This window comes from Nocardia crassostreae, assembly GCF_001613405.1.
GTDB classification, from domain to species: Bacteria; Actinomycetota; Actinomycetes; order Mycobacteriales; family Mycobacteriaceae; genus Nocardia; species Nocardia crassostreae.
Genome location: NZ_BDCH01000028.1, coordinates 111667 through 135827 on the forward strand (window position 1 = coordinate 111667; position 24161 = coordinate 135827).

Consider the following 24161-nt stretch of genomic DNA (forward strand, 5'->3'; position numbering starts at 1 on the left):
CGGTGCATGCGCAATAAAGCACGACGACGTAGTCCGGGCCTTCGCATATTATACGGCCATGTCTTCACCGGGGGCGCAGCAGATCACCGTGCGTCATGATGGAAACGAACGGGTCTTCGACGCGAGTCAGCAGATCACCATGGGCCGCGCCCCGGAAGTGACGCTGTTCGTGGACAGCCCGCTCGTCTCCCGGGTGCACGCCACCCTCATTTTCGAGGCCGGGTCGTGGATGCTGACCGACAACGGAAGCACCAATGGTGTTTTCGTGGATGCTCGGCGACTGACCGGTCCGATCGTCATCAATCGGCCCACCCAGGTGCGCCTCGGCGACGCCATCAGCGGGCCGCTGCTGCATCTGCTCCCGCAGGGGTCGCGGGTGCCCGCACCGCCGGTGACCCCGCCGCAACAGCCGCAGCAGCGCCGCATGCCGCCCCCGCAGCAGCCGCGCCAGCAGACCCCGCCGATCCAGCGCCCACCCACGCCGCCGCAGCCGCAACCCCGCCTGCAGCCGCCGGTGCAGCAGCCCAGACATCAAGCGCCGCCGCAGGGCAGGCATCAGGCTCCGGCGCAGCCGAGACAGCAAGCGCCGCAACAGCCGCCGATCCAGCGCCAGCAGCCCCCCGCGCCGCCGCAGCAGCGGCCGCAGACGCCCGCGCACTCGTATCAGCAGCAACCGGCGCCGCCGCAGCAACCCGCGCACCAACCGCCGCCGCAGTCCGCGCAGCAGCCGCCGCAGCCCGCCATGCCGCTGCATCCCGATGCCCCGGACGTCATGAACATGACCGCCAAGGCGAATATCGCCGCGGCGCCGCCGGTTCGGGCCCGCGCCTCCACCGCGCCCATCGCCAAGGCCGACCGGCTGCCGCCCGGCGGCCTGAACATCGGTCGTACCAGCGACAATCAGATCGTCGTCAATGATCCGCTGGCCTCGCGCAAGCACGCCCGCCTGGTCGGCGACCGGCAGGGCCTGGTCATCGAGGATCTGGGTTCGGCCAACGGCACCTTCGTCAACGGCCGCCGCGAGCAGCGCACCATCCTGCGCGAACGCGACACCGTCACCATCGGCAATGTCGACTTCGTGGTGCAGGAGGGCACCCTCGTGCACCGGCAGCGGCCGGTCGCCGAACAGGGCCTACACGTGCACGGCATCGAATTCACCGTCGAGGGCAACAAGAAACTGCTCATCGATGTGAACATGCAGGCCGGGCGCGGCTCGCTGACCGCGCTCATCGGCCCCTCGGGCGCGGGCAAGTCCACGCTGTCCAAGCTCATCGCCGGATCCACGCGGCCGTCGGCGGGCGTTGTCACCTTCGAGGGCCGCGATCTGCACGCCGAATACGACGCGCTGCGCTCCCGCATCGGCATGGTCCCGCAGGACGATGTGCTGCACAAACAACTCACCGTCAAACAGGCGCTGGGCTTCGCCGCGCAATTGCGGCTGCCACCGGACACCTCCAAGGCCGACCGGCAGCAGGTCATCGCCGGTGTGCTGGACGAACTTTCGCTCACCCAGCACGCCGACACCCGGGTGGACCGGCTCTCCGGCGGTCAGCGCAAGCGCGCCTCGGTGGCCATGGAGCTGCTGACCGGTCCCTCGCTGCTGATTCTCGACGAGCCCACCTCCGGTCTGGACCCGGCGCTGGACCGCCAGGTCATGACCATGCTGCGCGAGCTGGCCGATGCGGGCCGCACCGTCATCGTGGTCACGCACTCGGTCGCCTGCCTGGACATGTGCGATCAGGTGCTGCTGCTGGCGCCCGGCGGCAAGACCGCCTTCTTCGGGCATCCGGGCACCGTGCGTGACTTCCTCGGCACCAGCGACTGGGCGGAGATCTTCGGCCGGGTCGCCGCCGATCCGGACGGGGCCTTCGCCAATTACCGCTCCCGGCAGGCCTCCGCGCCACCGCCGCCTGCCGCCAAACCGGCGGCCAAGGCGCAACCGCCCAAATCCAGTGCCTTCAAACAGTTCTCGACCCTGTCGCGACGGCAGGTGCGGCTCATTCTCGCCGACCGCGGCTATCTGGCGTTCCTGCTGGTGCTGCCGTTCGTACTGGGCGGGCTGTCCCTGGTGGTGCCCGGCAGCAACGGTTTCAAGAAGGGCGCGCTGGTGCAGGCGCCGGACGGCAGCTTCGTGCTGACCGGCGGCAGCGAGGCGCAACAGCTGCTGGTGGTGCTGGTGCTGGGCGCCTGCTTCATGGGCTCCACGCTGAGCGTGCGCGATCTGGTGGGCGAGCGGCCCATCTACTTCCACGAGCGCGCGTTCGGATTGCGTTCCGGCACATACCTGATGTCGAAGGTCGTGGCGTTCAGCATTGCTGCGCTGCTGCAGGCCGCGGTCATGATCGGCATCGTGCTGGCGGTCAAGAACGGCCCGGGTCCGGGTGCGGTGATCTCCGCGGGCAGCGCCGAACTCTATGTCGATGTCGCCATGACCGCGGTCACCTGCGTGGTGCTCGGGCTGCTGCTGTCGAGCATCGCCAGATCCAATGAACAGGTGATGCCGCTGCTGGTGGTCGCCATCATGGCGCAGCTGGTCATGGCGGGCGGCATGATCCAGGTCACCGGGCGGCCTGTCCTGGAACAGATCTCGTGGATCTTCCCGTCGCGCTGGGGGTACGCCGCGGGCGCGTCGACCATCAATATCCGGGATCTGTTCCCGGCCGCCCAGCCCGATGCGCTGTGGAAACACGAGGCCTCGATCTGGTATCTCGACATCGGCGTGCTCGCCGGGATCGGGTTCGTGCTGATTCTGCTCACCTGGTCGCGATTGCGGTTGAGGAAGAAGTCGACCGCGTGACGAGGGTGTCGAGCGCGGATTTCGTCGAACAGGCAGACTGATGGCTGTGACAGCTCGAGTTGGTGCAGTGCATCTCGGCTGGGACGTGGTGTCGGTGGCCGCCGGTGGCGGCGGCGCTACCATCCGCCCGGTCCAGGTCGAAGGCACCTACACACCGCCCGCGTACCTGCTGGCGGATTCGTCCGGCCGGTTGCACACCGCCGGCGTGGATCGGCGACCCGATGTGGGCATCGCCATCTCCGATGTGCGCGATATCCTCGGGCACCCGCAGATCGTGGTGGCCGGGGCGACCTGGCCCGCCGATCTGGTGTTCCGGGCGCGGCTGCACAATCCGCTCGCGGCCGTCGCCAAACACCTGGGCGGGCAGCCGGATGTGGTCGCGCTGCCGTTCCCGGACGAATGGCCCGACTCCAAGGTCGACGAATACGTGCGCCTGGTCGAACAACTCGGCGTGGTCGCCGAGCCGCTGCCCGAATCCGTGGCGCTGTCCGGCTATATCCGTGCGCTCGGCCTGGTGCGCGGACCCGGGCGCGGCCCGGCCGTCGGCGCCACCGGCGTCTACTCCGACGGGCGCGAATGCCTCGTGGTGGCCGTGCACGGCGATGACGAGCACCCCACCGAATCGGTGAGCGTGCCCATTACCGAGGCCGCGCTGCACGAGGCGCGCGCCGCCGACAATGTGGTCATCGAGGTGATGGCCGCCGCCCGCGCCATCGACGCCGACACCTCCACCATCCTGTTGTGCGGCAATGTCTGCTTCAACGACGCGTTGCGGCTGGCCTTCCAGAACCATCTGGGTCATCGCTTCCAGGTCGCCGACCATCCCATGCACGCCCTGGTGCTCGGCGCGACGCATCTGCTGGTCGCCGACAGCGAGGCCGAGGGGTTCGCGGAACCCGCCGCGCGCCAACCGGATTCACCCGGCACGGTCGCGGCGCAGCCGCCGCGCGAGCAGGTCGCCGCCCCTCCGCCCGCGAGTCCCCGTCACGCCGAACACGGCTCGGCCCGGCCGGGGCAGCCGGTCACCGGTGAGTTCGCGGCCCCGCCTCAGCACAGCCACAGCACGCCGGTGGGGCAGCCCGGCGCCGAGACCGGCGGTGCGGCCCGGCCCGTGGATCAAGGGCCACGCACTGTCGCACAACCCCAGGCGGATCAGGCCGGGGTCGAGCAGACACGACGGATGACGCCGGAAGAAGTGGCGCAGGCGCCGGTCGCCTCCAGCGGCGGGCTGCCGCCCGGGCTGTGGCCGGGGTGCGCGGTCGCTTCACCCGCCCGCCGGGCACGCCCGCCGACGATCAGATGACGGCCGTGATGGGCCGCGGACCGCAGGGTCAGCAGAGCGATCCGCAGGGATCGCAGCAGGGCGGCGGCGCCTACGGCCAGCCCGGTGCCCAGGGTTCCTACGGTCAGGGCCAGTCCGGCTATCCCGGCGGGCAGCCGGGTGGTTACGGCCAGGGCGGCTACGGCGCACCCGGAACTTATCCCGGTCCTTCCGGAAACGCTCCTGTTCAGGGCGGTTCCATGTACGGTGGGTCGATGCCGTCCAGTGGGTCGCGTCAGTCGCATCCGGGATCGCCGGAAGATGTCGCTGGGCAGTCGGATTCGGAGTCCGGCGCCGAGGGGGAGCGCAAACCGCGCAAGGGCAAGCTCTGGGGCAAGATGAAGGACAAGTTCGGCGCCCTGATCGTCATCGGAGCCACCGCCCTGACCGCCATCGGCCTCCAGACCGCCGACGCCCCATCGGCCACCGCCGCCCCCGAACCGTGTGCCCTCGCCCCGTCGATCACGAACATCCCGCGCCAGGGCATCTCCGCCATCGACGACCCGCAGGACCCGGACTGCCTGCGCCTCGGCATCGGCACCCTGCGCTACACCATCCCGGGCCCGGCGCGCGGTATCGACCCCGGCCCGCCCGTACAGATCTAGTGAGACTCGGCGTTCGGCCCGCTAAGGGGGTCCCGGGGGCTTAGCCCCCGCCCCTTCGTTCGGGGGTGTGGGGGCGAAGCCCCCGCGAACCCCCTCCTCTCCAGCGGAGGGCCCGCATCCGGACCGATTTCGAGTGCGCGTGAGGCCGCTGGTATTGTGGCTCGTTGGCGTGCGGTACCGCCGGGTCTCCCGGTGTGTCCCACGAGCTCCCCGGGTCTCCACCGGCCGCCGGGGGTCAACTCGATCGCACGTTTGGCTGGCATCACATACGACAGACAGGGAAGCACTGTGCCTACGTACAGCCCCAAGGCTGGTGACGTGACCCGCAAGTGGTACGTCATCGACGCCACTGACGTAGTGCTCGGCCGTCTCGCCGTGCAGGCTGCGAACATCCTGCGTGGCAAGAACAAGCCGACCTACGCACCGAACGTCGATGGTGGCGATTTCGTCATCATCATCAACGCCGACAAGGTTGCCGTCTCCGGTAACAAGCGCGACGACAAGGTCCTCTACACCCACTCCGGTCACCCGGGTGGTCTGAAGGGCCGTACCGTGGGCCAGATCCTGGACACCCGCCCCGACCGCCTGGTCGAGCGTGCCGTCAAGGGCATGGTCCCGAAGAACAAGCTGGGCAACCGCATTGTCGGCAAGCTGAAGGTCTACGCCGGCCCGACGCACCCGCATGCCGCTCAGCAGCCCATTCCGTTCGAGATCAAGCAGGTGGCCCAGTGACCGCTCCTGAGGAATTCGCCGACGACTACGTCGTCGAGGACACCGCTTCCTACGCCGCCCCGGTCGTGATCGACCGCCCGGTGCAGACCGTCGGCCGCCGCAAGGAGGCCGTGGTTCGCGTGCGCCTGGTGCCGGGTTCCGGCAACTTCGTGCTCAACGGCCGCACCATCGAGGATTACTTCCCGAACAAGGTGCACCAGCAGCTGGTCAAGTCGCCGCTGGTGACCGTCGAGCGCACCGAGACCTTCGACATCCACGCTCGCCTGGTCGGCGGCGGCCCGTCCGGTCAGGCCGGCGCGCTGCGTCTCGCCATCGCGCGTGCGCTGATCGAGGTCACCCCGGATGACCGTCCCGCCCTCAAGCGTGTCGGCTTCCTGACCCGTGACCCGCGTGCCACCGAGCGCAAGAAGTACGGCCTCAAGAAGGCCCGCAAGGCGCCTCAGTACTCGAAGCGCTGATTTTGCGCCGTCGGGCTCTACCGTGCCCGGTCCTCGTTGGGGCCGGGCACGGTACGGTCTACACGGCAACCTGTACGAGAGCAGGCTCCCGGCAACGGTTTTCGGACCGCCCGGGCGCCTGCTCTCGTGCTGTATCTACCGATCAGGGGTGAGGTATGGGACGTTTGTTCGGCACCGACGGAGTCCGCGGGCTCGCCAATGACTCGTTGAGTCCTGAGCTGGCACTGCAGGTTTCGGCTGCGGCGGCGCAAGTTCTGAGTCGGGGGAAGAAGCGCGCGCTGGCCGTCGTCGGGCGTGATCCGCGCGCCAGTGGGGAAATGCTGGAGGCCGCGGTCACCGCGGGCCTGACTTCCGCAGGGGTGGACGTGCTTTCGGTGGGCGTGCTGCCCACTCCGGCCGTCGCCTACCTGACCGGCGTGTACGACGCCTGCCTGGGCGTGATGATCTCCGCCTCGCACAATCCCATGCCGGACAATGGCATCAAGATCTTCGCCGCGGGCGGGCACAAGCTCGACGACGAGCTCGAGGATCGCATCGAAGCGGTGGTCGCGGAGCGTGCGTTCGTGCGCCCCACCGGCGCGGGCGTGGGCCGGGTGCTGGGCGGACCCGGGCACGTCTTCGACTCCGACGACCGGTACAGCCTGGCGGGCACCCACGAACGCTATGTGGAGCATCTGGTGGAGGCCACCGGGCGCGATCTGAGCGGGCTCACCGTGGTGCTGGACTGCGCGCACGGCGCGGCCTCGGAGGTCGGTCCCGCCGCCCTGCGCGAGGCGGGCGCAACCGTCATCGCCATCAATGCCGATCCCGACGGCCGCAATATCAACGATGGCTGCGGATCCACCCACCTCGACCAGATTCAGCGCGCGGTGCGCGAGCACGGCGCGGACCTCGGCCTGGCCGTCGACGGCGACGCCGACCGCTGCCTGGCCGTCGACGCCGCCGGTGCGATCGTGGACGGCGACGCCATCATGGCCATCCTCGCCCTGGCCATGCGCGACTCCGGCGAGCTGGTCCAGCAGACCCTGGTCGCCACCGTCATGAGCAATCTCGGCCTGCACATCGCCATGCGCGCGGCCGGAATCGCCGTGCGCACCACCGCCGTCGGCGACCGCTACGTCCTCGAGGAACTCCGCCGCGGCGGCTTCACCCTCGGCGGCGAGCAGTCCGGCCACGTCGTCTTCCCGCAGTTCGGCACCACCGGCGACGGCATCTTCTCCGGCCTGCGCCTCATGGCCCGCATGGCCCAAACCGGCTCCACCCTGGCCGAATTGGCCGCCGTGGTCGAAACCGTCCCCCAGGTCCTGGTGAACGTCCCCGTCTCCGACAAGGCCGCCGTCGCCGCCGCCCCCGAAGTCCTCGAAGCCGTCTCCGAAGCCGAACGCCTCCTCGGCGACACCGGCCGAGTCCTGCTCCGCCCCAGCGGAACCGAACAACTCGTCCGCGTCATGGTCGAAGCCACCGATCCGGACCGCGCCCAACGCCTCGCCGACGACCTCGCCAAACTCGTCGCCGCCGTCTAGGAGCGTCCGATGCCCGCAGGCCGTCTCGACCGGACCGCGGTGCTCGTCGCGGTGCTCGCGCTGCCGTATCTGATTCTGGTGACGGTCGCGACAACAGGTCTCGAACCGCCCGAATCGGTGAATCGCCTACTGCGGCACGATGATCGGCCCGGCCCGGATGTGCTGGGCTCGGGCATCGTGCTCGGTGCGGTCGCATTGGCGGTGGTGGCGTTCGGGCTGGCCGTACGGCGCATCGTCCGGCCGTCCGTTCGCGCGGGCGTGGTTCGCGCTCCGGTGACCGCCCTGCTCGCGGTGGTCCTGCTGGTCGCCCTCGGCGCGGCCGTCATCGGGCTGATCGTCGACCAGTATCCGTGCTGGACCGGCGAACCCAACTGCGACTGAGCGTGATCACTGCCGCTCGGTGAGTCGTCCGGTCTCCATGTGCCAGCGGCGGGTGGCGCGGACATTGTCGAGCATGCGGCGGTCGTGGGTCACCAACAGGACTGTGCCGTCGAAGGTTTCGACGGCCTGTTCCAGTTGTTCGATGGCGGGGAGGTCCAGGTGGTTGGTGGGCTCGTCGAGGACCAGGAGATTCACACCGCGCGCTTGAAGTAGCGCCAGGGCGGCGCGGGTGCGCTCGCCCGGGGAGAGGGTGTCGTTGGGGCGCATCACGTGTGGGCCACGCAGGCCGAATTTGGCGAGTAGGGTGCGGACTTCGGCCTCGGGCCAATCCGGTACCTCGGCGCTGAAAGTGTCGGCGAGCGAGGCGGTTCCGCGGAACAGGCCGCGGGCCTGATCGACCTCGCCGATCGCGACGCCGGAGCCGAGCATGGCGGATCCGCTGTCCGGCGCGGTCTTTCCGAGCAGCAGGGACAGCAGGGTGGATTTGCCCGCGCCATTGGCCCCGGTCAGGACGATGCGGTCGCCGTAGTCCACCTGGACGGTGACCGGGCCGAGGGTGAAGTCTCCGCGCGCCACCGTCGCATTCGACAGCGTCGCCACCACCGAACCGCTGCGCGGGGCGGCGGCGATGGACATGCGCAGTTCCCATTCCTTGCGCGGCTCCTCGACCGCGTCCAGGCGTTCGATGCGCTTGAGCGTCTGCTTGATCTTCGACGCCTGCTTCTCGGTGGATTCGGCGCGCGCCTTGCGGCCCATCTTGTCGGAGTCCGCGCCCTTGGCCTTGCGCCGGGTATTGCGGACGCCGTGCTCGAGCCAGTTGCGCTGCATGACGGCGCGGGCTTCCAGCCCGGCCTTGGTGTCGGCGTACTCGTCGTAGGCCTCGCGGGCATGGCGGCGGGCGATGGCGCGCTCCTCCAGATACGACTCGTAGCCGCCGTCGTAGACGCCGACCTGCTGCTGCGCCAGGTCGAGTTCGACAATGCGATTCACGGTGCGGGCCAGGAACTCCCGGTCGTGGCTGATGACCATGAGGGGTTCGCGCACACCGGTGACGAACTGTTCGAGACGAGCCAGGCCGTCCAGATCCAGATCGTTGGTCGGCTCGTCCAGCAGCAGGATGTCGAAGCGGGACAACAGGACCGAGGCCAGACCGGCGCGGGCCGCCTGCCCACCCGAGAGCACCGTCATATGGGTGTCCAGGCCGTGCGGCAGGCTCTCGGTGAGGCCGAGTTCGGCGGCGGTCTCGTCGGCGCGCTGTTCGAGGTCGGCGCCGCCGAGCGCCAGCCAGCGTTCCAGGGCGGGGGAGTACTCGTCCTCGCCGCCGTCGGCGAGCCGCTCGGCGGCGGCGTCCATGACGCGCTGCGCCTCGGCCACCCCGGTGCGCCTGCGCAGGAAGTCGAGGACGGTTTCGCCGGTGATGCGCTCGGGTTCCTGCGCGAGGTAGCCGACGGTCGCATCGGGCGGGCTCAGGGTGATCTGGCCTTCGGGTGCACGGCCGTCGGCGAGCATGCGCAGCAGCGTCGACTTACCGGCCCCGTTCACGCCGACCAGTCCGATCACGTCGCCCGGGGCCAACACCAGATCGAGGTCGGAGAACAGGACCCGCTCGCCGTGTCCGGCCGCTAGTCCGCGCGCATGAAGAGTGGTGCTCACCTGGGGGATTCTGCCCTGTTCAGGGTTGCACCCTGACTCCGGGCCCACTGAAGATCAGGGTGCGAATGGGTCATGGGACCGATGCCCGGGCGGGCCGTCGCGCGGAGAGTGGAGGTATGACGACACCGACCCCCACCCGCAAGCTCACCCGCTCGACCAGCGACAAGTGGATTGCCGACGTATGCGGCGGCTTGGCCGAGTACTTCGGCTGGAACGCCAATATCATCCGCCTGCTGTTCGTGCTGTCCTGCCTGCTGCCCGGCCCGCAGTTCATCATCTACCTGGTGCTGTGGCTGATCATTCCGAAGAAGCAGGCGCCGACCTATCCCCAGGACGTGAGTTATCCACAATCGGTATGAACGCCCTGCGCCGCCGATGCGCGAGTGACAGGATGATAGCCACGTCACTGCGGAGGAGCGCACATGGTCACATCCGGTGATCTGCCAGGCCTTGATCTGCCGAACCTCGACGCGGACACCGAACTCGGTGCGCTCGGCGCCGTCGAGCTACAGCACCCCACCCAGGACATCGATGGTGACGGCACGCTCGACACCGTGACCACCACCAGCGATAACGCCATGCAGGTGTGGACCGACCTGGACCACGACGGCTACGCCGACCACATAACCGTCGTGGACAGCGGCGGCGACTACGCGGCCTGGGAGTTCCACCACCACCCCGACGGCTCCACCGAATGGGTGCGCACCGACGCCGGTCGCCTGGGCAAATAACCGAATCGGGGGATTCGACCAAGGGGGGGACACGTGGGTGGATCCAATGCGCTCGGCGTCGACATCGACGCCCTGCGCACAATGGCAGCAACCCTGCGCGCGAGCGCAAGCACGCTCGACCGGCAATCGCGCCGCATTGCCGAGCACCCTTTCGGCATAGGCAATGACCAAGCGGGCCGCAACTATTCGGGCCAGGGCACAGTTGTCCACAACGGCCTGGCGCGCATCGCCTCCAGCCTGCGCAACTGGAGCGCGGCCGCCGCCGCCACCGCCGACGTCTTCGACCACGCCGCAACCGAATACGCCCGCATCGACCGCAACCGCGCCGCAGGCCTCCCGGGAGCCCGCCGATGACCTTCGATCCGGCCGGAAAATCGATCGACGAAATCCTCGACCACGGCGCCCCCGGCCTCCAGTACTGGGAACACTTCCTCCCCCTGTACGCCAAGGCCTTCGCCCCACGCGAACCGGTCACCCTCACCGCCCTGTACGCCGCCTACGACGAGCAACGCGGCATGAACCTGGCCGAACTCGACACCACCCGAACCTAATTGGCGACAGCCCTCGACACCGCCGAATCCGAATGGTCGACCCTGCTGAGCCTCGCCCACCAACTCCCCGCCATCTGGACCGGCCACACCGGCGCGGAAGCCCTCACCATGCTCGACACCCAACTGCGCCGCGCCCGCGAGGATCTCGACACCGCCCGCTCCGCCCTCACCGCCCTGAGCGATATGGCCGCCCCCCTCCGCTCCGCAGCACTCACCAAAGCCGAACAAACCCTCGCCCTCCTCACCCAAACCCCCCATGGCACACCCAAACCCCCCATGGCACAACCAAACTCACCATCGACGGCCACACCCCCGAAGACATAGACGCCCTCCTCACCGAAACCTCCGCCGCTCCCTGGCTGACCGACGTCTTCCGCCCCGACGTGGAACACAAGCTCGACACCTTCACAGCGGCCTGCACAACAACGAACAAGTCCTTCGAATCCCACTACGAATCCCTCATCACCGCCCTGAACCAGGTCTTCGACGTCCCCTACCCCCACCCCGTGGACCTGCTCATCCCCACCCCACCCCCGCCGACCTCCCCCGCGCCCACACCGGAACCACAGTCCGGCTACACGGCCGACCCGCCACCAACCGCCCCCGCCTCGATCCCCACCTCACCGCCGCTGGTCACGACCACCACCTGGCCCCAGCAACCCCCGACCACCTCAGAATCCGCTGCCGCCCCCGTGAACTCGACCGCCCCGGCGACCACCCTCGGCCCCACCCAACCAAGCTCGCCCACTTCGCGATCAGAACAGGCGGCGCCACAGCAAGATTCGAGCTCCCCGGTTCCGGAATCGGAGCGAGGTGTGGGGCCGGAGTCGCAATCGGAGCCGGACCCGTCGCAATCATCGACCGCAGTGGAGGAGTTGCCAGGCGTCCTCACAGCGGGCCTGACCGGCCTGGTTGACCTCATCCGCTCCCTGATCACCGGCCTCGGCCTCGACAAACTCCCCACCCTCACCGACCTCCTCACCCCCAGAACCCGACCACCACCCCTGACCCCGCCGCCGACCCCGACCCGACCGTCGACCCCGAAACCGGCGCACCCCCATCCAACGACCACGAATCCGGTTCGGAGACACCACCATCCGACCCGCTTCCCGACCCTCCCGTCCCCGAAGACCAGGCGCCCGTCCAAGGGTCCGAGCCTGCCGAGCCGAGCGTGACGGAGTACTGCGAAGACCCCGCCCCGAACCAACCCGCACCACCGCCGTCCTGCGAACCGTCCGGTCCGGATCAGCCAGCTCCACCCGCTCCGCCGAACGACGAGACACCACCCATAACCTGCGCGCCCCAGCCCATCCCGCAGCCAATCGACTGCGCCCCGACTCCGAACGAATGCGCCAATCCCACACCGGATCCGAACACCCCACCGCCCGGAAACGCCGTCCCACCCCCACCCCAACAGAACCCGCACCCGCCCGCTGACGTCCCCGGTGCACCCGTGAATCCAGTACCACCACTCACCGACAACGCCCCCACCACCGAAATCCCGGATGGCGGAATCGAAATCCCCGACACAGCAGAGCGATGACAGCGACGTCCTCCCTCCACCCGGCACGCCATCACACCCAGGGACATTCAGCGGCACACGCGGCGCCCCACGTCCGGACCAGGTAACGCTCGCTCGATCATCGAGCCAGCTGGATTCCCGCCGCTGGACCTCAGGGACAGAGGCTCGGGTGTCGAGATCCCCGGCGGCGCAAGTGACATGTGAAGCATCGCCGACCGGGAACTGGTGGCGGTGACACGCCGAAGAATGCCGCCATCAGTTCCCGGTCGATGCTGTTTCAGATCGGCGTTTGCGTCCTGGAGTGGGCGGGTATGAAGGTGATCTGTGACAGTTGAGCTGATTGTGTTCTCGGATTATGAGCAGATTTACCTTCTCGACAGCGAATCGTCGACCGAATTGGCGGACCATTGGCTGGATTCCGAACTGATCGATTATTTGGCGTTGGCGGAGGACGGGGTTGGGATCCGGACCGGGTTCAATGGTGATGTCGCCGTCGGTATCGAGGTGATCGGCGGACCGCCGGACGGTGACCTGGAGGGTTTCGACACCGTGACCGAGTGCAGTCTTCGCGCGGATTCCGGTCTGTTGCGGCTCACGTCCCCGACCTACGGCCTGGAGGACGGGGATCTGGTGGCGGTTCCGCGCGGGTGGCTGCGGTTGCGGGTGTCCTTGACGCGATCACCCGATGACGAGACCCCCGAATGGAGCGACGAATACCCGGAGGATCCCGCCGCTCGGCAGCACATCAGGGTGCAATGCTGGAGCTCCGAGCAGGGCGGTGCCGTACTGCTAAAGGGCTGGAATCCGCAGACGGGTTCGTTCCACCCCGCCCCGGTGGACTGAATTCCGTTGCGCCGGCGCGCGGTATCCGCCGCAGGCGGACTCGGCTACTTGCGGAGGGCCTGGACCAGTTGCAGGAGGGGGAGTTTCTGGGGCTTTTCCTCCGGCTCTTCCTCCACTGCGTCGGGGTCGACGAATTGGGTGTGGGGGATGAGGGCTTCGGGGTCGGCGAAGGCTTTGTATTTTTTGTCGCCGAGGACGGTGTAGTTGAGATAGCCGGTGAGGATGGCTCGGGTGAGGCGTTCGGTTTTGGGTTCGTGTTTGCCGGCGCCGAGGGCGGACAGGGCGCGACGGCCTTCTACCAGGCCATTATTGGTGGCTTTGTCGACCGAGCGGAGAAGGGCGTCGCCGCCCCAGGCGGCTGCGAGGGCGACGGCGTTGGAGGAGACCGAGGTCAGGTCGGTGGCGCCGGCCAGGATGAGGGCGGGGGATTCGATGGCGGGGGCCAAGGATTCGCCAGCGGGGGCGGTGGGGGCGGGGTAGAGGGCGGCTACGGCGGCTACCTCGCGTTGAGAGGCGGCGATGACGGCCGCACCGGCGCCCATGCCGTGGCCGGCCAGGGCCAGTTTGTCGGGGTGGACGCTGATGTCGCCGACGCCCAGGCGCACCCCGGTGCAGATGTCCAGGGCGGTGAGCAGGTCGGTGGCGAGGTTGAGGTGGGAGGGGATGGGACCGCGCTCGGTGTCGGGGGCGGCGGCCACATAGCCCCAGGAGGCGAGGTGCTCCAGGAGTCGCCGGTAGTTCGCCGCACCGGCCAGCCAGCCGTGGCCGAAGGCGACCGCCGGTAGGTTGAGCCCCTTCTCGGGGGTGTAGACGACGCCGGGCTGCCCGGCGATGCCGAGGTTGCCGCGCAGCACCTGGTGCGGGCCACGCGCGGTCAGGGTGCTCAGGAGCGTTTTCACAGACGGCGACACGACGTTGAACTTATAGGATGCCCGCGACCTTGGGGCGTTTCGCCCGGTCCCCGTCACATCCGGATTCGCGTGTCGAGCCTGCCCCGTTAGGCTGGTGACCAATGTGCGGAATCGTGGGGTACGTGGGGTACCGGGATGCCCTCGGCGTAGTAGTGGACGCGTTGCGCCGCATGGAGTATCGAGGCTACGACTCCGCCGGAGTCGCCATTCTGGACGGCGCGGGCGGACTCGCCGTCGAGCGCAAGGCGGGCCGCCTGGCGAATCTGGAAGCCGAACTAGGCGAATCGGGCACGGAGCGTTTCGCGGGTTCCACCGGTATGGGCCACACCCGCTGGGCCACCCACGGCGCCCCCACCGACCCCAATGCCCACCCGCACCGTGACTCCACCGGCCGGGTCGCGGTGGTGCACAACGGCATCATCGAGAATTTCGCGCCGCTGCGCCGCGAACTCGAGGAGGCCGGTGTCGAACTCGGCAGCGATACCGATACCGAGGTGGCCGTGCACTTGGTGGCCCGCGCCTACGCCAAGGGCGAGACCGCCGGTGATTTCTTCGCCTCCGCCCTGTCGGTGCTGCGCCGCCTGGAGGGCGCCTTCACCCTGGTCTTCACCCACGCCGACCATCCCGGCACCATTATCGCCGCCCGCCGCAATACCCCGCTGGTGGTCGGCGTCGGCAAGGGCGAGATGTTCATCGCCTCCGATGTCACCGCCTTCATCGAGCACACCCGCGAGGCCGTGGAACTCGGCCAGGACCAGGCCGTCGTCATTACCGCCGACAGTTATGCCGTCACCGATTTCCACGGCGCGACCGACGGCGTCCGCACCCGCCCGTTCACCATCGACTGGGATCTCGCCGCCGCCGAGAAGGGCGGCCACGACTACTTCATGCTCAAGGAGATCGAGGAGCAGCCCGCCGGTGTGGCGGACACGCTGATCGGCCATTTCGCCGACGGCAAGATCATTCTCGACGAGCAGCGCCTGGCCGATCAGGAACTGCGCGAATTCGACAAGGTCTTCGTGGTCGCCTGCGGCAGCTCGTATCACGCGGGCCTGCTCGCCAAGTACGCCATCGAGCATTGGACCCGCCTGCCCGTCGAGGTCGAACTGGCCAGCGAATTCCGTTACCGCGACCCGGTTCTGGACCGTTCCACCCTCGTCGTGGCCATCTCGCAGTCCGGCGAGACGGCCGACACCCTGGAGGCCGTGCGCCACGCCAAGGAGCAGAAGGCGCGAGTCCTGGCCATCTGCAATACCAATGGCGCGCAGATCCCCCGCGAGTCCGACGCCGTCGTCTATACCCGCACCGGTCCGGAGATCGGCGTCGCCTCCACCAAGGCGTTCCTGGCGCAGATCACCGCCAACTACCTGGTCGGCCTGGCCTTGGCCCAGGCCCGTGGCACCAAGTATCCGGATGAGGTCGCCCGCGAATTCGCCGAACTGGAGGGCATGCCCAAGCTCGTCGCGCGCGTGCTGGAATCCGCGCCGCAGGTGCGGGAACTGGCCCGGCAGCTCGCGCACGTTCCGACCGTGCTGTTCCTCGGCCGCCATGTCGGGTATCCGGTGGCGCTCGAAGGCGCCTTGAAGCTCAAGGAATTGGCGTACATGCACGCCGAGGGCTTCGCGGCGGGCGAGCTCAAGCACGGTCCCATCGCGTTGATCGAGGACGGGCTGCCGGTCATCGTGGTGATGCCCTCGCCGAAGGGGCGCGCGGTCCTGCATTCCAAGCTGCTCAGCAATATTCGGGAGATTCAGGCGCGCGGTGCTCGCACCATTGTCATTGCCGAGGAAGGCGATGACACCGTGCGGCCCTTCGCCGACCATCTCATCGAAATCCCCGCGGCGCCGACGCTGTTCCAGCCGCTGTTGTCGACCGTCCCCTTGCAGATCTTCGCCGCCGAGGTCGCGCAGGCCCGGGGGTACGATGTCGACAAGCCGCGCAATCTCGCGAAATCCGTGACCGTCGAATAGGTTTCGAGGGCGGCCTACTCGACCGTCACGGTGCCCTTCATATCCGGATGCAGTGGGCACAGATAGCGATAGGTTCCCGGCACCGTGAACGTATAACTCCACTCACCCTTGTGAATGATCGGGCTGTTGATCCCCATGGCCACATCCCCGATCCCCTGCACCGCGTGCGGCGCCTTGTCCTCGAACTTCCAGGTCACCGTATCCCCGGCCTTGACCGTGATGCTGGCGGGCGAGAACTTCATATCCGTGACATCCACCGTCACCGCGGTGGGCGTCCGCGGGCCCGATGTGGTGGTCGCCGACGTACTCGCCGCGGTCGAGGTCGCCGCGGATTTCGACGAATCGGACCCGCATCCACCGAGGGCCAGCGCACCGGCCACCACGGTCACGAGGAACAGGGCACGCGCGGACGAGTAGTGGCGGATAGGCATGCGGCCAGCCTAACCCGCATGGTTAACCGGTTATTCGCAGGTGGCCGCTCCATCCGGTGCGTCGGCTGGGCGTAGTCTGGCGTCGTCGCAGGCAGGCGGGCGTCGGCCCGCGAATTCCTCGTCGTGGGAGGCGAACGATGACCACATCGGCGGTACGCGGGTATTACACGGCTGATGAGGTTCGGGCGGCGGAGGCCGAGTTGTTCACCCGGGTCCCGGCGGGGATGCCCATGCGCCGGGCCGCTTTCGGGCTGGCCGAGGTGGTGGCGCGGGAGCTGCGGGAACGGACCGGGGGAGTGGCGGGTCGTGTGGTCACCTTGCTGGTCGGGTCCGGCGACAACGGGGGTGACGCGCTGTGGGCCGGGTCGTTCTTGCGGCGTCGCGGTGTCGCGGTGAATGCTGTGCTGCTGGCGCCGGAGCGCGCTCACGTCGAAGGGCTCGCCGCGCTGCGGCGGACCGGCGGACGGGTGCGTGACGATCTCGGCGATCCGGATCTTGTCATCGATGGGATTGTCGGGATCTCGGGGCGGGGTGCGCTGCGTCCTCGGGTCGCGGAACTGTTTGCGGCGGTTACTGTTCCGATTATTGCCGCTGATCTGCCCAGCGGGGTGGATCCTGATACCGGAGCGGTCACCGGTCCGGCGGTTCGGGCTGATGTCACTGTTGCCTTCGGGGCGTACAAGCCGGTGCACGCGCTGGCGGTGCCGTATTGCGGGCTAATCGACCTGGTGCCTATCGGATTGCGGCTGCCGGAGCCGAATCTCGCTGCGCTGGAACCGGGTTCGATCGGTGCGGCCTGGCCTGTCCCGGGGGCGGCCGACGACAAGTACAGTCAGGGCGTCACCGGGGTTTGTGCGGGGAGCTCCACCTATCCGGGCGCGGCGATTCTGTGCACCGGCGGTGCGGTTGCCGCTACGTCCGGGATGGTCCGGTATGCGGGTAGCGGGGCGGAACAGGTCCTTGCGCAGTTACCCGAAGTTATTGCGGCACCGTCGATCTCGGAGACGGGGCGAGTTCAGGCCTGGGTGTTCGGCCCGGGCGCGGGGACCGATGCCGCCGCCCGCGAACGGCTTGTGGAGATCCTCGCCACTGATCTGCCCGTGGTTGTCGACGCGGACGGGCTTACTGTGCTCGCCGCCGATCCCGCGCTGCTCACCGGCCGTACTGCGCCTACGGTTCTCACTCCGCATGCTGGTGAGTTCGCTCGGCTCACGGGTGATGAAGCCGGGCCGGACCGGGTGGCCGCCGTTCGCAAGCTGGCCGACTCCTGGCAGGTGACAGTGCTGTTGAAAGGGCGAGCCACGCTGGTCGCCTCGCCGGGGCGGCCGACTCTGGTGAACGATGCGGGCGCGTCCTGGGCCGCTACGGCGGGGTCGGGTGATGTGTTGTCGGGGGTGATTGCCGCACTTCTGGCTGCGGGGCGCGACGCGGCCTGGTCGGCTGCGGCTGCTGCTCGCGTGCACGCGTTGGCTGCCAATATTGCTGCCCATACCGATACGGCGGCCGGTGCCCCGATCTCGGCTTCGCCGTTGTCGGCTCACATTCGGGCCGCGATCGGTGTGCTTCGTGAGCTACCTGTCTCGGCACCCGCGTGAGAGCGGTTCCGCTTCAACGGTTCTCGGCGTGGGCGGCTTCGTGCAGGGCGGCGCGGGCCGCGGCGATGATGGGGTGGTCGGCGGTGCCGCGGCGGTAGGCGAGGTGGGTGCGGCGGTGTGTGGGGAGGGGGGTGAGGGTGACGCCCGGCGGTACGGACTGTGCGCCCAGTTCGGGGACGAGGGCTACGCCTTGGCCTGCGGCGAACAGTGCCAGGACGGTGCCGAAGTCGTCGGCTTGGTGGCGGATTCGGGGGGTGAAGCCCGCGGCCAGGCAGGCGCGGACCGTCATGGCGTGGCAGAGGGTTCCGGGGGTGGCGGCGATCCAGGGGGAATCGATGTGGGTTGCGAGGGGGCCGGGGGTTGGTGCGGCCAGGTGCACGGTTTCGGTGAGGAGGGGTTCTGTGTCGAGTCCGGGAGTGGGGTTCATGGGGACGTAGTCGTCTTCCTGGACCAGGGCGATATCCAGGCTCTCCGCGCGTAGGGCGGCGGGGACATCCACCGGATCCAGTTCGGTGACGAGGAGTTCCAGGTGTGGGTGTTCGCGGCTCAGGGTGACCAGTGCCGGGGACAGGATGGTGCGAATCGCGGTGGTGAATGCGCCGATTCGCAGGGCGCCGGTGAGTTCGTTTCGGGCCATTGCCAGTTCCGCGCCCGCTTGCTCCATGATGGCGAGCATGGATTCGGCGTGCTCGACCAGGCGTGCGGCGGCGGGGGTGAGCGTGACGCTGCGTCCGGTGCGTTCCAGCAGCGGCACACCGGCTTCGCGTTCCAGGGCGGTGAGTTGCTGGGAGACCGCCGAGGGGGTGTACGACATGGCTTCGGCGAAGGCCGCGATCGTCTGGTGGTGAGCGAGTTCGCGGAGCAGGCGCAGGCGCCGGAGGTCGAGCATTAGTTCAGCTTATGCTCGGAGCAAGAAACGTGAAATAGACCTGATGGGATTTGGCATTCACGCTGAACGCATGACGTTCACAGGTTTGTTCGTGCCCCTCGTCACCCCGTTCACCGCCACGGGCGCGGTGGCCGCGGCGGCCTTGGAGACCCTTGCCCACGAAGTTCTCGAGGCCGGTGCGCGCGGGATTGTCGCGCTCGGCACCACGGCGGAACCTGTGACCCTCACGGGCGCGGAACGCCGCTTGGTCCTCGATATCTGCGGCGCGGTGTGCCGGGAACGGCAGGCGCCCTTGATTGTTGCCGCCGGTTCGAATGTGACCGCCGATTCGGTGCGCTCGCTCGCCGCCTTCGACGACCGGGTCGCGGCGGCGCTGACCGTCGTCCCCTACTACAACCGCCCCTCCGAAGACGTTGTCCTCGAACACTTTCGGCGGCTGGCGGCCGTCAGTCCGGTGCCATTGCTGGTCTATCACGTTCCCTACCGCACCGGCCGTCCGCTCAGCGCCGAAACACTGTGCCGCTTGGCCGAATTGCCGAATGTCGCCGGACTCAAATATGCGGCGGGTGGTATCGACGACTCCACCATCGAGTTCATGAGCCGGGTTCCGAGCGACACCGCGGTCCTGGCGGGCGACGATCTGCACGCCGCGCCCCTGCTCGCACTCGGAGCCCAGGGCGGGATTCTGGCCTGCGCGAATGTCGCACCGGCCGGATACGCCGAACTCATCGCCGCCTGGCAGTCCGGCCCGCTCGATCGCGCCAGGACCATCGGCAACCGGCTGGCTCCGCTCGCTACGGCGCTGTTCGCCGAGCCCAACCCGACCGTCTTGAAAGGGGTCCTCGCCGCACAGGGCCGCATCCCCACCGCCGATGTCCGGCTGCCCCTGCTTCCGGCGCACGAGAGTTCGGTGGCCGCGGCGCTCACCGCCCTCGAGAGCACCTACGCGGTGGTGTGAAAGGTGACCCACATATCTCGTGCGGGCCGGGTAACTCGTCGGGTACGACCGAAATTGGGTTGGCTCTCGACCGGCGGCACGCGTTGCCAATGGTGAGCGGCTCTTAGCCGGGCGCCAAAGTCGCGGGGAGGCGGGACCGTAGGATCGATGGTGTGAACAGCCCCGAACCGCAGGTGGAGACCCTCGTAGATCTGGATGCCATTGCCCACAACGTCCGCATTCTCATCCGGCATGCCGGTGAGGCGGCGGTCATGGTGGTGGTGAAGGCCGATGGGTACAACCACGGGGCAGCCGAGGTCGCCAAGGCGGCATTGGCGGCGGGGGCGCGCGAGATCGGGGTGACCACGGTCGCGGAGGCGGTGGCCTTGCGTCAGGCGGGCATTACCGCGCCGATTCTGTGCTGGCTCAACACATCCGATGTCGACTACGCGAATGCCGTCGCGCACGATATCGAGATCGCGGTGTCCTCGGTGGCGCATCTGGAAGCTGTCGCCGCCGCGGCGCGCGCGACCGGTCGCACGGCCATCGTGACGCTCAAGGTGGATACCGGCCTGAATCGCAATGGCGCCTCGCCGACCGAATATCCGCAGGTGCTGGACCTGTTGAAGCAGCTCGTCGAGGCGGGGACCGTACGCTTCCGGGCGATCTTCTCCCATCTCGCGCTCGCCGACGAGCCGCAGCATCCGGCCAATGACATGCAGCGCGCCCGATTCCTCGAATACGTCGCCACTGCCAAGGAATACGGCCTGGAACCGGAGTTGGTGCACCTGGCCAATTCGGCGGCCGCCCTGACCCGCCCGGATCTGGCCTTCGACATGGTGCGCCCGGGTATCGCCGTCTACGGGCTGTCGCCGGTCCCGGAGATCTCCGATTTCGGCCTGCGCCCGGCCATGACCTTCCGCGCCCGCGTGGTGCTGGTGAAGCGGGTCGCCGCCGGGGAGGGCGTGTCCTACGGCCACGAATGGGTCGCGGAGCGTGACACCACCGTCGCGCTGGTCCCGGCCGGATACGCCGACGGCGTGCTGCGCCCGCTGAGCGGCCGGATCGATATCGGCCTGCGCGGCAAGCGGTATCCCAATGTCGGCCGGGTGTGCATGGATCAGCTCGTGGTGGATCTCGGCGAGAATCCGGACGATATTCGTGAGGGTGATCACGCAGTCCTGTTCGGCGGCAACGAGGGCGATCCGCATCCGCAGGAGTGGGCAGATCTGCTGGGCACCATCCACTACGAGGTGGTGTGCTCCCCGCACGGCCGGACGGTGCGCACCCACATCGGCGGTGCCGCATGATGACCGACAGCCGCGGCCACCGCATGCTGCCGACCGTCGAGGACACCGAGAAGCTCGGACAGGAACTCGCCGCCCAATTGCAGGCCGGTGATCTCGTCATCCTCGACGGCCCCTTGGGCGCGGGCAAGACCGCCCTCACCCGCGGCATCGCCGCCGGTCTCGGCGTCCAAGGCCGGGTCAGCTCACCGACTTTCATCATTGCCCGCCAGCATCGCGCCGGAACCGAACCGGGCGCCGTCGGCCTGGTCCACGTGGACGCCTACCGCCTCGGCGGCGACCTCGACGAACTGGACGCCCTGGACCTGGACACCGATCTCGACGACGCCGTCGTGGTCGTGGAATGGGGTCTCGGCGTGGCCGAGCACCTGGCCGACCGGCACCTGCGGGTCGTGCTGCGCCGCGAACCCGACTCCGATGTGCGCACCGCCGAATGGGAGTGGGTGGCACCGAGCTAGCAGATGGATCGCAGGCCGTGTCTGCTCGTAATGGTGACAACTGATCTCGTTCGGTCCGGGTAACTCACCGGGTACGTCCGAAATCGGGTTGGCTCCCCACCGCTGGCACGCGTTGCCGACGGTCAACGGCTGTCAGTTGGGCGCTGAAGTGGCGGGGAGGCGGGGGAGCCCGACCTGCGGGAGAGCCGCTACCACCCGGTATTGTTGAGCCAATCATGCTTGTACTGGCTGTCGACACCTCGACCCCGGCCGTGACGGCGGGACTGGTGGAACTGGAACCGGCGGACGCCGAGACAACCGCACCTCGAATCACCACGATCGCCGCGAAGGTGACCGTGGATGCTCGCGCGCACAACGAGGTGCTGACCCCGCAGATCCTGGCCTGCCTCGCCGAATCCGGCCGGTCCCGCGCCGATATCGCCGCGGTGGTGGCCGGTGTCGGCCCCGGCCCGTTCACCGGTCTGCGCGTCGGCATGGCCACCGCGGCCGCCTTCGGCGACGCTCTGGGCGTGCCGGTTTACGGCGTGTGCAGCCTCGACGCCATTGCCGCCGACACCGAGAGCTACCTGCGCGACCAGGCCGATCCGGTCGAATTGCTGGTGGTCACCGATGCCCGCCGCCGCGAGGTCTACTGGGCCCGCTACCGCGCTGTGCCCAATGTGGCGCTCGCTGGGCCCTCCGTGGTTACGCAAGCTGCCGCCTCCGGGCCTGAGGCTCACGCCATGGGCCGCATCGAAGGCCCCGAGGTGGGCAAGCCCGCCGATCTGGATCCGGCCGCCGCGACCGTCATCGCCGGTTCCGCGTCGCATGTCGACGACTTCGATCTGCCGGTGCTGCCGGTGGAGACCCCGTCCCCGTCCGGTCTGGTGCGCTGCGCCGCCGCCGACGTACTCGCGGGCGTCACCCCCGAACCGCTGGTCCCGCTCTATCTGCGCCGTCCGGATGCGGTGGAGCGCAGCTACGCGCAGGTGGGCCGATGACCATCCGCATCGAAGCGATGCGGCCGTCGGATGTCGTCCGCTGCGCCGAACTGGAACAGCTGCTGTTCCCGGAAGACGATCCCTGGCACGAGGTTTCGTTCCTGTCCGAGCTGGTCGGTCCGCACAACCGCTACATCACCGCCCGCGACGACGAGGACCGCATGGTCGGCTACGCCGGTATCGCGCTGCTCGGCACGCTCGAGCATCCCGAGGCCGAAATCCACACCATCGGCGTGGATCCCACGCTGCATCGCGGCGGTATCGGCACCCTGCTGCTGGAGGCGCTGCTGGCCGAGGCCGCCCGCCGCGGCGGTCCGGTCTTCCTCGAGGTGCGCACCGACAACACGCCCGCCATCGCGCTGTACGAGAAGTACGGCTTCCACATCATCGGCCTGCGCAAGAACTACTACCAGCCCAGCGGCGCCGACGCGTACACCATGCGCCGCCCCGAGTTGACCGGTTTCCCGCAGGACGCGGGGCTCGTGCGGGAGGCCGGATCCACTCAGCACCCGAACGACACCGAGGTCCTGTCATGATCGTCATGGGTATCGAAAGCTCCTGCGACGAAACCGGAGTCGGCATCGTCCGCCGCCTGCCCGACGGCAGCTGCGAACTGCTCGCCGACGAGGTGGCCTCCAGCGTCGACCAGCACGCCCGCTTCGGCGGGGTGGTCCCCGAGATCGCCTCGCGCGCCCACCTCGAGGCCATCGTCCCCGCCAAGCGCCGGGCCCTGGCCGCCGCGAACATCGACCGGCCCGACGCCCTCGCCGTCACCATCGGTCCGGGTCTGGCGGGCGCCCTGCTGGTCGGCGTGGCCGCCGCGAAAGCCTATGCGGCAGCCTGGGATATCCCCTTCTACGCCCTCAATCACCTCGGCGGGCACGTCGCGGTGGACACCCTCGAACACGGCCCCATGCCACCCGCGGTGGCGCTGCTGGTCTCCGGCGGCCACACCCATCTGCTGCACGTCACCGATCTGGCCCGCCCCATCGTCGAATTGGGCAGCACCGTCGACGATGCCGCCGGTGAGGCCTTCGACAAGGTGGCCCGCCTGCTCGGCCTCGGCTATCCGGGTGGCCCGGTGCTGGATTCCATTGCCGCCGAAGGCGATCCGCACGCCATCGCCTTCCCTCGCGGTATGACCGGCCCCCGCGACCCGCGCTACGACTTCTCCTTCTCCGGTCTGAAGACCGCCGTGGCCCGCTATGTCGAGGCGGCCCAGCGCGACAACCGCGAACTCCCCATTCCGGATATCGCCGCATCCTTCCAGGAGGCCGTGGCCGATGCCCTCACCATGAAGGCCCTCCGCGCCGCCGAAGATGTGGGCGTGGACACGCTGGTGCTGGGCGGCGGCGCCACCGCCAACTCCCGCATCCGCTCCCTGGCCGAGGAACGCTGCACCGCGGCCGGTCTCACGCTCCGGGTCCCCAAGCCCCGCCTGTGCACCGACAACGGCGTCATGATCGCCACCCTGGGCGCGCACGTGATCGCGGGCGGCGCAAGCCCTTCCGCGCTCACCGTGGCGACCGAGCCCGGGCTGGCCGTGTCGACCAGTCAGCTCTGACT

Annotated in this window: 26 protein-coding genes; 22 read left to right on the plus strand and 4 right to left on the minus strand. The window is 68.7% G+C overall.

The genetic code is table 11. From position 1 onward, the window contains the following. Positions 1 to 58 precede the first annotated feature (58 nt). From NC4_RS27355 to NC4_RS27385, 7 genes are all read left to right on the plus strand, one after another. Positions 59 to 2797 carry an ATP-binding cassette domain-containing protein gene (locus tag NC4_RS27355; RefSeq protein ID WP_067543903.1) on the plus strand — a complete coding sequence of 913 codons (2739 nt, stop codon included), beginning with the start codon at positions 59 to 61 and terminating at the stop codon, positions 2795 to 2797. A 46-nt stretch (positions 2798 to 2843) separates the two neighbouring features. Then, positions 2844 to 4100, plus strand: coding sequence for a hypothetical protein (locus tag NC4_RS43290; RefSeq protein ID WP_245721956.1), 1257 nt, complete (start codon positions 2844 to 2846; stop codon positions 4098 to 4100). After that, positions 4097 to 4723, plus strand: coding sequence for a hypothetical protein (locus NC4_RS27365; protein ID WP_157555254.1), 627 nt, complete (start codon positions 4097 to 4099; stop codon positions 4721 to 4723). Before NC4_RS43290 ends, NC4_RS27365 begins: the two co-directional genes overlap by 4 nt. A gap of 288 nt (positions 4724 to 5011) precedes the next feature. After that, a complete protein-coding gene (gene rplM, locus NC4_RS27370; RefSeq protein WP_067543907.1) occupies positions 5012 to 5455 on the plus strand; it encodes a 50S ribosomal protein L13 in 444 nt (147 codons plus the stop codon). After that, positions 5452 to 5913 (plus strand): 30S ribosomal protein S9, encoded by a 462-nt coding sequence (gene rpsI, locus NC4_RS27375; RefSeq protein WP_084529835.1) that lies wholly within the window; start codon positions 5452 to 5454, stop codon positions 5911 to 5913. The genes rplM and rpsI overlap by 4 nt, the downstream gene beginning before the upstream one ends. Before the next feature lie 155 nt (positions 5914 to 6068). Further along, a complete protein-coding gene (gene glmM / locus NC4_RS27380; RefSeq protein ID WP_067543909.1) occupies positions 6069 to 7436 on the plus strand; it encodes a phosphoglucosamine mutase in 1368 nt (455 codons plus the stop codon). Between the two features lie 9 nt (positions 7437 to 7445). Further along, on the plus strand, positions 7446 to 7817 hold the full coding sequence (locus NC4_RS27385) for a hypothetical protein (protein ID WP_157555255.1): 372 nt from the start codon (positions 7446 to 7448) through the stop codon (positions 7815 to 7817). A gap of 6 nt (positions 7818 to 7823) precedes the next feature. Here the strand turns inward: NC4_RS27385 and NC4_RS27390 are convergent, their stop codons facing one another. Then, complete coding sequence (locus NC4_RS27390) at positions 7824 to 9470, minus strand: ABC-F family ATP-binding cassette domain-containing protein (protein ID WP_067543913.1); 1647 nt, start codon at positions 9468 to 9470, stop codon at positions 7824 to 7826. A 116-nt stretch (positions 9471 to 9586) separates the two neighbouring features. Between NC4_RS27390 and NC4_RS27395 the strand changes: the two genes are divergently transcribed. From NC4_RS27395 to NC4_RS27420, 7 genes are all read left to right on the plus strand, one after another. After that, the gene (locus NC4_RS27395; protein ID WP_067543915.1) at positions 9587 to 9829 is read left to right on the plus strand and encodes a PspC domain-containing protein; all 243 of its coding nucleotides are present in this window, start codon (positions 9587 to 9589) and stop codon (positions 9827 to 9829) included. A 63-nt stretch (positions 9830 to 9892) separates the two neighbouring features. After that, positions 9893 to 10201, plus strand: a complete 309-nt coding sequence (locus tag NC4_RS27400) for a DUF6802 family protein (RefSeq protein WP_067543917.1) — start codon at positions 9893 to 9895, stop codon at positions 10199 to 10201. A gap of 33 nt (positions 10202 to 10234) precedes the next feature. Next, entirely contained in the window at positions 10235 to 10555 is a 321-nt protein-coding gene (locus NC4_RS27405; RefSeq protein WP_067543919.1) for a hypothetical protein, read from the plus strand. Further along, a complete protein-coding gene (locus NC4_RS27410; protein WP_067543921.1) occupies positions 10552 to 10752 on the plus strand; it encodes a hypothetical protein in 201 nt (66 codons plus the stop codon). Before NC4_RS27405 ends, NC4_RS27410 begins: the two co-directional genes overlap by 4 nt. After that, positions 10753 to 11076: a hypothetical protein gene (locus NC4_RS27415; protein WP_067543924.1), complete on the plus strand. Its 324-nt coding sequence runs from the start codon at positions 10753 to 10755 to the stop codon at positions 11074 to 11076. It begins immediately after the preceding gene. Between the two features lie 59 nt (positions 11077 to 11135). Beyond that, on the plus strand, positions 11136 to 11927 hold the full coding sequence (locus NC4_RS40585; RefSeq protein ID WP_157555256.1) for a hypothetical protein: 792 nt from the start codon (positions 11136 to 11138) through the stop codon (positions 11925 to 11927). A gap of 671 nt (positions 11928 to 12598) precedes the next feature. Beyond that, complete coding sequence (locus tag NC4_RS27420) at positions 12599 to 13117, plus strand: hypothetical protein (RefSeq protein ID WP_157555257.1); 519 nt, start codon at positions 12599 to 12601, stop codon at positions 13115 to 13117. A gap of 44 nt (positions 13118 to 13161) precedes the next feature. Here NC4_RS27420 and NC4_RS27425 read toward each other — a convergent pair whose 3' ends face one another. After that, positions 13162 to 14028: a dienelactone hydrolase family protein gene (locus tag NC4_RS27425; protein ID WP_067543928.1), complete on the minus strand. Its 867-nt coding sequence runs from the start codon at positions 14026 to 14028 to the stop codon at positions 13162 to 13164. A 101-nt stretch (positions 14029 to 14129) separates the two neighbouring features. On the opposite strand from NC4_RS27425, the gene glmS reads away from it, so the two are divergent. Beyond that, entirely contained in the window at positions 14130 to 15998 is a 1869-nt protein-coding gene (glmS, locus tag NC4_RS27430) for a glutamine--fructose-6-phosphate transaminase (isomerizing) (protein WP_067543930.1), read from the plus strand. A 14-nt stretch (positions 15999 to 16012) separates the two neighbouring features. Here the strand turns inward: glmS and NC4_RS27435 are convergent, their stop codons facing one another. Continuing rightward, positions 16013 to 16429, minus strand: a complete 417-nt coding sequence (locus NC4_RS27435; RefSeq protein WP_067543932.1) for a cupredoxin domain-containing protein — start codon at positions 16427 to 16429, stop codon at positions 16013 to 16015. Between the two features lie 137 nt (positions 16430 to 16566). Here NC4_RS27435 and NC4_RS27440 point away from each other — a divergent pair, with 137 nt between their 5' ends. Further along, positions 16567 to 18024, plus strand: coding sequence for an NAD(P)H-hydrate dehydratase (locus NC4_RS27440; RefSeq protein WP_067543935.1), 1458 nt, complete (start codon positions 16567 to 16569; stop codon positions 18022 to 18024). A gap of 13 nt (positions 18025 to 18037) precedes the next feature. Here the strand turns inward: NC4_RS27440 and NC4_RS27445 are convergent, their stop codons facing one another. Continuing rightward, positions 18038 to 18913, minus strand: coding sequence for a LysR family transcriptional regulator (locus tag NC4_RS27445; RefSeq protein ID WP_067543937.1), 876 nt, complete (start codon positions 18911 to 18913; stop codon positions 18038 to 18040). Between the two features lie 70 nt (positions 18914 to 18983). Between NC4_RS27445 and dapA the strand changes: the two genes are divergently transcribed. The 6 genes from dapA (at position 18984) to tsaD (ending at position 24159) form a co-directional block, all read left to right on the plus strand. Next, positions 18984 to 19871 carry a 4-hydroxy-tetrahydrodipicolinate synthase gene (gene dapA, locus NC4_RS27450; protein ID WP_067543939.1) on the plus strand — a complete coding sequence of 296 codons (888 nt, stop codon included), beginning with the start codon at positions 18984 to 18986 and terminating at the stop codon, positions 19869 to 19871. Between the two features lie 152 nt (positions 19872 to 20023). Then, a complete protein-coding gene (gene alr / locus NC4_RS27455) occupies positions 20024 to 21160 on the plus strand; it encodes an alanine racemase (protein ID WP_245721957.1) in 1137 nt (378 codons plus the stop codon). Then, positions 21160 to 21615, plus strand: coding sequence for a tRNA (adenosine(37)-N6)-threonylcarbamoyltransferase complex ATPase subunit type 1 TsaE (gene tsaE, locus NC4_RS27460; RefSeq protein WP_067543941.1), 456 nt, complete (start codon positions 21160 to 21162; stop codon positions 21613 to 21615). The genes alr and tsaE overlap by 1 nt, the downstream gene beginning before the upstream one ends. A gap of 215 nt (positions 21616 to 21830) precedes the next feature. After that, complete coding sequence (tsaB, locus tag NC4_RS27465) at positions 21831 to 22595, plus strand: tRNA (adenosine(37)-N6)-threonylcarbamoyltransferase complex dimerization subunit type 1 TsaB (protein ID WP_067543943.1); 765 nt, start codon at positions 21831 to 21833, stop codon at positions 22593 to 22595. Next, the gene (gene rimI / locus NC4_RS27470) at positions 22592 to 23131 is read left to right on the plus strand and encodes a ribosomal protein S18-alanine N-acetyltransferase (protein WP_067543945.1); all 540 of its coding nucleotides are present in this window, start codon (positions 22592 to 22594) and stop codon (positions 23129 to 23131) included. The genes tsaB and rimI overlap by 4 nt, the downstream gene beginning before the upstream one ends. Continuing rightward, a complete protein-coding gene (gene tsaD, locus NC4_RS27475) occupies positions 23128 to 24159 on the plus strand; it encodes a tRNA (adenosine(37)-N6)-threonylcarbamoyltransferase complex transferase subunit TsaD (RefSeq protein WP_067543947.1) in 1032 nt (343 codons plus the stop codon). The genes rimI and tsaD overlap by 4 nt, the downstream gene beginning before the upstream one ends. Positions 24160 to 24161 lie beyond the last annotated feature (2 nt).

Excerpts from the sequence above, each read along its gene's own strand:
- NC4_RS27355 (WP_067543903.1), top strand. The coding sequence starts at position 59 with ATGTCTTCACCGGGGGCGCAGCAGATCACCGTGCGTCATGATGGAAAC.
- NC4_RS27365 (WP_157555254.1), top strand. The coding sequence starts at position 4,097 with ATGACGGCCGTGATGGGCCGCGGACCGCAGGGTCAGCAGAGCGATCCG.
- glmM (WP_067543909.1), top strand. The coding sequence starts at position 6,069 with ATGGGACGTTTGTTCGGCACCGACGGAGTCCGCGGGCTCGCCAATGAC.
- NC4_RS27385 (WP_157555255.1), top strand. The coding sequence starts at position 7,446 with ATGCCCGCAGGCCGTCTCGACCGGACCGCGGTGCTCGTCGCGGTGCTC.
- NC4_RS27395 (WP_067543915.1), top strand. The coding sequence starts at position 9,587 with ATGACGACACCGACCCCCACCCGCAAGCTCACCCGCTCGACCAGCGAC.
- NC4_RS27400 (WP_067543917.1), top strand. The coding sequence starts at position 9,893 with ATGGTCACATCCGGTGATCTGCCAGGCCTTGATCTGCCGAACCTCGAC.
- NC4_RS27410 (WP_067543921.1), top strand. The coding sequence starts at position 10,552 with ATGACCTTCGATCCGGCCGGAAAATCGATCGACGAAATCCTCGACCAC.
- glmS (WP_067543930.1), top strand. The coding sequence starts at position 14,130 with ATGTGCGGAATCGTGGGGTACGTGGGGTACCGGGATGCCCTCGGCGTA.
- NC4_RS27435 (WP_067543932.1), bottom strand. The coding sequence starts at position 16,429 with ATGCCTATCCGCCACTACTCGTCCGCGCGTGCCCTGTTCCTCGTGACC.
- NC4_RS27440 (WP_067543935.1), top strand. The coding sequence starts at position 16,567 with ATGACCACATCGGCGGTACGCGGGTATTACACGGCTGATGAGGTTCGG.
- NC4_RS27445 (WP_067543937.1), bottom strand. The coding sequence starts at position 18,913 with ATGCTCGACCTCCGGCGCCTGCGCCTGCTCCGCGAACTCGCTCACCAC.
- dapA (WP_067543939.1), top strand. The coding sequence starts at position 18,984 with ATGACGTTCACAGGTTTGTTCGTGCCCCTCGTCACCCCGTTCACCGCC.
- tsaE (WP_067543941.1), top strand. The coding sequence starts at position 21,160 with ATGACCGACAGCCGCGGCCACCGCATGCTGCCGACCGTCGAGGACACC.
- tsaB (WP_067543943.1), top strand. The coding sequence starts at position 21,831 with ATGCTTGTACTGGCTGTCGACACCTCGACCCCGGCCGTGACGGCGGGA.
- rimI (WP_067543945.1), top strand. The coding sequence starts at position 22,592 with ATGACCATCCGCATCGAAGCGATGCGGCCGTCGGATGTCGTCCGCTGC.
- tsaD (WP_067543947.1), top strand. The coding sequence starts at position 23,128 with ATGATCGTCATGGGTATCGAAAGCTCCTGCGACGAAACCGGAGTCGGC.